The organism is Citrobacter sp. Ct235 (assembly GCF_030332305.1).
Classification (GTDB): domain Bacteria; phylum Pseudomonadota; class Gammaproteobacteria; order Enterobacterales; family Enterobacteriaceae; genus Citrobacter_A; species Citrobacter_A telavivensis.
In genome coordinates this window covers 265,528-272,822 of record NZ_JAOWIC010000045.1, presented here as the reverse complement: position 1 = coordinate 272,822, position 7,295 = coordinate 265,528, and the positions used below count along the sequence as shown (strand labels likewise).

Annotated in this window: 5 protein-coding genes and 1 rRNA gene; 5 read left to right on the top strand and 1 reads right to left on the bottom strand. The window is 53.5% G+C overall.

The genetic code is table 11. The features are described 5' to 3' along the window. Positions 1-244: 244 nt before the first annotated feature. A 5S ribosomal RNA gene (gene rrf, locus OGY35_RS13140) occupies positions 245-360 on the top strand. Positions 361-452: 92 nt separating this feature from the next. Here the strand turns inward: rrf and OGY35_RS13135 are convergent. Next, on the bottom strand, positions 453-908 hold the full coding sequence (locus tag OGY35_RS13135; protein ID WP_286632476.1) for an acetyltransferase: 456 nt from the start codon (positions 906-908) through the stop codon (positions 453-455). A 156-nt stretch (positions 909-1,064) separates the two neighbouring features. Here OGY35_RS13135 and metA point away from each other — a divergent pair, with 156 nt between their 5' ends. The 4 genes from metA (at position 1,065) to aceK (ending at position 7,153) form a co-directional block, all read left to right on the top strand. Beyond that, positions 1,065-1,994 carry a homoserine O-acetyltransferase MetA gene (gene metA, locus OGY35_RS13130; protein ID WP_152401349.1) on the top strand — a complete coding sequence of 310 codons (930 nt, stop codon included), beginning with the start codon at positions 1,065-1,067 and terminating at the stop codon, positions 1,992-1,994. A 268-nt stretch (positions 1,995-2,262) separates the two neighbouring features. Then, a complete protein-coding gene (aceB, locus tag OGY35_RS13125; RefSeq protein WP_152401351.1) occupies positions 2,263-3,864 on the top strand; it encodes a malate synthase A in 1,602 nt (533 codons plus the stop codon). 157 nt (positions 3,865-4,021) lie between these two features. Next, entirely contained in the window at positions 4,022-5,326 is a 1,305-nt protein-coding gene (gene aceA, locus OGY35_RS13120; protein ID WP_286632481.1) for an isocitrate lyase, read from the top strand. 102 nt (positions 5,327-5,428) lie between these two features. Continuing rightward, positions 5,429-7,153, top strand: a complete 1,725-nt coding sequence (aceK, locus tag OGY35_RS13115) for a bifunctional isocitrate dehydrogenase kinase/phosphatase (protein WP_286632475.1) — start codon at positions 5,429-5,431, stop codon at positions 7,151-7,153. Positions 7,154-7,295 lie beyond the last annotated feature (142 nt).

Here is a 7,295-nt window from a genome sequence, read left to right as displayed (position 1 = left end):
GCGATGCGTTGAGCTAACCGGTACTAATGAACCGTGAGGCTTAACCTTACAACGCCGAAGGTGTTTTGGCGTGAGAGACAGAGACAATTTTCAGCCTGGATTCAGAGTCCTGAAGGATTTTACGCTGAGACAAGGCGGCAAACGCAGCGACGGAAGGAGCATACAAAGGTATGTGACTGACGTTCGCAAGAGCAGCCAACGCAGTATCAGTGTAAAAGACACAGGACAGAGTACAAAGAATTTGCCTGGCGGCTGTAGCGCGGTGGTCCCACCTGACCCCATGCCGAACTCAGAAGTGAAACGCCGTAGCGCCGATGGTAGTGTGGGGTCTCCCCATGTGAGAGTAGGGAACTGCCAGGCATCAAACAGTGAAAAAGCCCATCCTGACGGATGGGCTTTTTTGCGTCTGTGCACCACGGAAAATGCCGGATGGCGGCTTCGCCTTATCCGGCCTACAGGCAGGGCGAGCCACCGTGGTAGCGTAAATGCAATAACGGATACGGCCGCCCAAGATCATCGACCTCTGCGCGCCCCGTCACCCAGAATCCCATCTTCTTATAGAACCCAACGGCTTGTTCATTCTGTTCGTTCACGTGAGTTGTTAACGCGGGTGCTAACGAAAGCGCATGCTCAATCAACAGCTTACCTACGCCACGGCCCCGAACGTCGGGATCAACAAACAGCGCATCCATATGATCACCGGTGAGTAACATAAATGCGACGGGCTCATCCTGCTCATTAGCGGCGACCCATAAAGGCGCTTCGGGTAAAAACGAGCGGACTAACTCCTCCAGCTCGATACGGTATTCTTTAGACAGAAAATCATGAGTGGCGTCGACCGAACGACACCAGATCGCAATCAGTTTTTCTCCTTCATCATGCCGGGATCGGCGGATGTTAATAACCATATTCTCTCCTTTTCGTTATGCTTATATTCTAACGTATCCGTCGTCGTGAAACTTTCTCACCTTTAACATGCAGACTCGACATTGGCGTAATTTCTGGGTATCTTCAGCTATCTGGATGTCTAAACGTTTAAACGTATGTAGTGAGGTTATCAGGTTATGCCGATTCGCGTGCAGGACGAGCTACCCGCCGTCAATTTCTTGCGTGAGGAAAACGTCTTTGTCATGACGACTTCCCGCGCTTCAGGTCAGGAAATTCGTCCGCTCAAGGTGCTAATCCTCAACCTGATGCCGAAGAAAATCGAAACGGAAAATCAGTTTTTGCGTCTCCTGTCGAACTCTCCGCTGCAGGTGGATGTTCAGTTACTGCGCATTGATGCCCGTGAGTCGCGTAATACGCCAGCCGAACACCTGAACAACTTTTACTGTAACTTTGAGGACATCTGCGATCAAAACTTCGATGGACTGATCGTCACCGGTGCGCCGCTGGGTCTAGTGGAGTTCAATGATGTTGCCTACTGGCCACAGATCAAACAGGTGCTGGAATGGGCGAAAGATCATGTCACCTCAACGCTGTTTGTCTGTTGGGCGGTACAAGCCGCACTCAATATCCTCTACGGTATTCCGAAGCAGACCCGCACCGACAAGCTCTCTGGCGTTTATGAGCATCATATTCTTCACCCTCACGCACTGCTGACGCGGGGTTTTGATGATTCATTCCTCGCCCCGCATTCGCGCTACGCTGATTTCCCGGCTGTGCTGATCCGTGACTATACCGATCTTGAGATCCTCGCCGAGACTGAGAATGGTGATGCCTACCTGTTTGCCAGTAAAGATAAACGCATTGCGTTTGTCACGGGTCATCCGGAATATGACGCTAACACGTTGGGCAGCGAATATTTCCGTGATGTAGAAGCCGGGTTAAGTCCAGAGATTCCGTACAACTATTTTCCGAAAAACGATCCCCAAAACAAACCTCGCGCCACCTGGCGAAGCCACGGTAATTTGCTGTTTATCAACTGGCTCAACTATTACGTCTATCAGATCACGCCATATGATCTGCGTCACATGAATCCAACGCTGGATTAATCGTCTGTCGCTGACGATCCTAAAGCGTTTCAGCATATTGAATCAGGCACCTTCGGGTGCCTTTTTTATTTCCGAAATACACCTCATCTTGTAATTAAACTTTATTTTTATTGTTATCAATAGGTTAATTGATAATTTAATTAAAAATGGAAATTGTTTTTGATTTTGATTTTGAAATGAGTAGTCTTAGTTGTGCTGAACGAAAAGCGCACAACGATCCTTCGTTCGCATTGGGAATGCTTTGTTATCAATGACGAGGAGTTACAGAATGAATCAACAGGCAACGACTACCGATGAATTGATCTTTACCAGGCCTTACGGTGAGTCAGAGAAGCAGATCCTGACCGCTGAAGCGGTCGAATTCCTTACCGAACTGGTGGCGCGCTTTACGGCAAAGCGCAATAAGCTGCTCGCGGCTCGTATTCAGCAGCAGCAGGATATCGACAACGGTATATTGCCTGATTTTATTTCGGAAACTGTTTCCATTAGAAATGATGACTGGAAAATTCGCGGCATTCCGGCGGATTTACAGGATCGCCGGGTTGAAATTACCGGGCCGGTTGAGCGCAAGATGGTTATCAATGCGCTGAACGCGAATGTGAAGGTTTTTATGGCCGATTTCGAAGATTCGCTGGCACCGGAATGGAGCAAAGTGATCGACGGGCATATCAACCTGCGCGACGCGGTAAACGGCACCATCAGCTACACCAATGAAGCCGGCAAAATCTATCAATTGAAACCCGATCCGGCTTTACTGATTTGTCGTGTGCGCGGCCTGCACCTGCCGGAAAAACATGTGACCTGGCGCGGTGAAGCGATCCCCGGCAGCTTGTTCGACTTTGCTCTCTATTTCTTCCATAACTACAAATCATTACTGGCTAAAGGCAGCGGTCCCTATTTTTACCTGCCGAAAACGCAGGCGTGGCAGGAAGCGGCCTGGTGGAGTGAAGTCTTCAGCTATACCGAAGATCGTTTCAATCTGTCGCGCGGTACGATTAAAGCCACACTGCTGATTGAAACCCTGCCGGCGGTGTTCCAGATGGATGAGATCCTGCACGCGCTGCGCGATCATATCGTCGGCCTGAACTGTGGGCGTTGGGACTACATTTTCAGTTATATCAAAACGTTGAAGAATCATCCGGATCGCGTTCTGCCGGACCGCCAGGTAGTGACGATGGATAAGCCCTTCCTCAGCGCCTATTCGCGTCTGCTGATTAAAACCTGCCACAGGCGTGGCGCCTTCGCGATGGGCGGTATGGCGGCATTCATCCCGAGCAAAGACGTTGAACGCAACAATCAGGTGCTCAGCAAGGTGAAAGCGGATAAAGCGCTGGAAGCCAATAATGGCCACGACGGCACGTGGATTGCGCATCCTGGTCTGGCGGATACCGCGATGGCGGTCTTCAACGAGGTGTTGGGCGAGAACAAAAACCAACTGTTTGTGACCCGTGATGAAGACGCGCCGATTACCGCAGAACAATTGCTGGCACCGTGTGAAGGCGAGCGTACCGAAGAGGGGATGCGCGCCAATATTCGCGTTGCGGTGCAGTACATCGAGGCGTGGATCTCTGGCAACGGCTGCGTGCCGATTTATGGCCTGATGGAAGATGCAGCGACGGCGGAAATCTCCCGTACGTCAATCTGGCAGTGGATCCATCACGAGAAAACCCTGAGCAATGGTAAACCGGTCACTAAGGCGCTGTTCCGCCAGATGTTGGCTGAAGAGATGCGGGTCATCCAGGACGAACTGGGCGAACACCGCTACAGCAGCGGCCGTTTTGACGATGCCGCGCGCCTGATGGAACAAATCACCACCTCTGACGAATTAATCGATTTCCTGACGTTGCCAGGCTACCGCCTGCTGGCTTAATTGCCCAGGCTATTTTGTTCGCCATTTTGGCCCTGGGCTGTGCTCAAAATCCTCACGTACTCTTAGTACGCTCCGGTTTTTTGCGCGCAGGCCGTGACCAAACTGCCTTCACCAATAACGCCTGGGAAGCCAGGAAGATAATATGGAGCATCTGCACATGAAAACCCGTACCCAACAGATCGAAGAATTACAGAAAGAATGGACACAACCGCGCTGGGAAGGCATCCGTCGCCCGTACAGCGCGGAGGACGTGGTGAAATTACGCGGCTCGGTCAACCCGGAATGCACGCTGGCACAGTTGGGCGCGGCCAAAATGTGGCGCCTGCTGCACGGTGAATCAAAAAAAGGCTACATCAACAGCCTCGGTGCGCTGACCGGCGGCCAGGCGTTGCAGCAGGCAAAAGCGGGCATCGAAGCGGTGTATCTGTCGGGCTGGCAGGTCGCGGCGGACGCTAACCTGGCATCCAGCATGTACCCGGATCAATCACTCTACCCGGCAAACTCTGTTCCGGCAGTGGTGGATCGGATCAACAACACCTTCCGTCGTGCGGATCAGATCCAGTGGTCCAGCGGTATTGAACCGAACGATCCGCGCTATGTGGATTACTTTCTGCCGATCGTTGCCGATGCGGAAGCCGGTTTTGGTGGCGTACTGAATGCCTTTGAGCTGATGAAATCGATGATTGAAGCCGGTGCAGCGGCTGTTCACTTCGAAGATCAGCTGGCGTCGGTGAAGAAGTGCGGCCATATGGGCGGTAAAGTGCTGGTGCCGACTCAGGAAGCGATTCAGAAACTGGTGGCTGCGCGTCTGGCGGCTGACGTCATGGGCGTACCGACACTGGTGATCGCCCGTACCGATGCGGATGCGGCGGATCTGATCACTTCCGACTGCGACCCGTACGACAGCGAATTTATTACCGGTGAGCGTACCAGTGAAGGCTTCTTCCGTACGCATGCTGGCATTGAGCAGGCGATCAGCCGTGGTCTGGCCTACGCCCCGTATGCCGACCTGGTCTGGTGTGAAACCTCCACGCCGGATCTTGAACTGGCGAAGCGTTTTGCCGATGCCATTCACGCGAAGTATCCAGGTAAACTGCTGGCCTACAACTGCTCGCCGTCGTTTAACTGGCAGAAGAATCTGGACGACAAGACCATCGCCAGCTTCCAGCAACAGTTGTCCGATATGGGCTACAAGTACCAGTTCATCACCCTGGCGGGTATCCACAGCATGTGGTTCAACATGTTCGACCTCGCGCGTTCGTACGCACAGGGCGAAGGCATGAAGCATTACGTTGAAAAGGTACAGCAGCCAGAATTCGCCGCAGGCCCGGACGGTTACACCTTCGTCTCTCACCAACAGGAAGTGGGCACCGGCTACTTCGATAAAGTCACCACCATCATTCAGGGCGGTGCATCATCGGTGACCGCGTTGACCGGTTCGACCGAAGAATCGCAGTTCTGATTAATGCCCGGTGGCGCTGCGCTTACCGGGCCTACGAAGGGATGTAGGCCGGATAAGCAAACGCGCCATCCGGCATGACGTTGCGCCGGATGGGGAGAAGCGATGACGCGTGGCCTGGAGTTACTGATTGCTCAGACGATTTTGCAAGGTTTCGACGCCCAGTATGGTCGATTTCTGGAAGTGACCTCCGGCGCGCAACAGCGCTTTGAACAGGCCGACTGGCATGCCGTGCAGCAGGCGATGAAAAGCCGTATTCACCTCTACGATCACCATGTGGGTCTGGTGGTGGAACAACTGCGCTGCATTACTGGCGGCAAAAGTACCGACGCCGCGTTTTTGCTGCGTGTAAAAGAGCATTACACCGGGCTCCTGCCGGATTACCCGCGCTTCGAGATTGCGGAGAGCTTTTTTAACTCCGTATATTGCCGGTTATTTGACCACCGCTCGCTCACTCCCGAGCGGCTCTTTATTTTTAGCTCCCAGCCGGAACGCCGTTTTCGGACGATCCCGCGTCCTCTGGCGAAAGATTTCTTCCCCGATCATGGATGGGAACCGCTGCTCACCCGCATTCTTAGCGATCTGCCGCTGCGTCTGCCCTGGCAGAACAAAGGGCGAGATATTCGCTACATCATCATGCATCTGCGCGAAACCTTTGGCGAAGAGACCTTGCAACACTGTCGTCTACAGGTGGCAAACGAGCTGTTTTATCGCAACAAAGCCGCCTGGCTGGTTGGCAAACTCATCACGCCAACGGCCACGCTGCCTTTTTTACTGCCGATTCATCGTACCGATGAGGGTGAACTGTTTGTGGATACCTGCCTGACCACCACGGCAGAAGCCAGCATCGTGTTCGGTTTCGCCCGCTCCTATTTTATGGTGTATGCGCCGCTGCCCGCCGCGCTGGTGGAATGGCTGCGCGAGATCCTGCCGGGAAAAACCACCGCAGAGTTATACATGGCGATTGGCTGTCAGAAACATGCGAAGACCGAGAGCTATCGCGAGTATCTGTTGTATCTGCGCAACTGCGATGAGCAGTTTATTGAAGCTCCGGGCATACGCGGGATGGTGATGCTGGTCTTTACGCTGCCGGGCTTTGACCGGGTATTCAAAATTATCAAAGATAAGTTCGCGCCGCAGAAAGAGATGTCTGCCGCTCACGTACGCGCCTGCTATCAACTGGTAAAAGAGCACGATCGCGTGGGGCGCATGGCGGATACTCAGGAGTTCGAAAACTTCGTACTGGACAAACGCCAGATCGATCCGGCGCTGATGGCGCTGTTGTTTGAGGAAGTGCCGGAAAAGATTACTGACCTTGGCGAGCAGATTGTCATCCGTCATCTTTATATTGAGCGGCGGATGGTGCCGCTCAATATCTGGCTTGAGCAGGTGGAAGGCCAGCAGTTGCGGGATGCGATTGAGGAGTATGGCAACGCGATCCGCCAGCTTGCCGCGGCCAATATTTTCCCCGGCGACATGCTGTTCAAAAATTTCGGCGTCACCCGTCATGGTCGCGTGGTGTTCTACGATTACGACGAAATCTGCTACATGACGGAAGTGAATTTCCGCCATATCCCACCGCCGCGCTACCCGGAAGATGAGCTGTCGGGTGAGCCGTGGTACAGCGTGTCGCCGGGCGATGTGTTTCCTGAGGAGTTTCGTCACTGGCTGTGCGCCGACCCGCGAATCCGGCCACTGTTTGAGGAGATGCACGCCGACCTGTTCAGCGCCGACTATTGGCGCGGCCTGCAGACGCGTATTCGCGAAGGGCATGTGGAAGATGTTTACGCCTATCGCCGTCGCCAGCGATTCAGCGTACGGTTTACCTGATTACTGTAGGCCGGATAAGGCGCTTACGACGCCATCCGGCAATATGCGCCGATCTGCCTGATGGCGCTATGCTTATCAGGCCTACCAAACTCCAACCGTAGGCCGGATAAGACGTTTACGTCGCCATCCGGCTGGATGCGCT

Excerpts from the sequence above, each read along its gene's own strand:
- OGY35_RS13135 (WP_286632476.1), bottom strand. The coding sequence starts at position 908 with ATGGTTATTAACATCCGCCGATCCCGGCATGATGAAGGAGAAAAACTG.
- metA (WP_152401349.1), top strand. The coding sequence starts at position 1,065 with ATGCCGATTCGCGTGCAGGACGAGCTACCCGCCGTCAATTTCTTGCGT.
- aceB (WP_152401351.1), top strand. The coding sequence starts at position 2,263 with ATGAATCAACAGGCAACGACTACCGATGAATTGATCTTTACCAGGCCT.
- aceA (WP_286632481.1), top strand. The coding sequence starts at position 4,022 with ATGAAAACCCGTACCCAACAGATCGAAGAATTACAGAAAGAATGGACA.
- aceK (WP_286632475.1), top strand. The coding sequence starts at position 5,429 with ATGACGCGTGGCCTGGAGTTACTGATTGCTCAGACGATTTTGCAAGGT.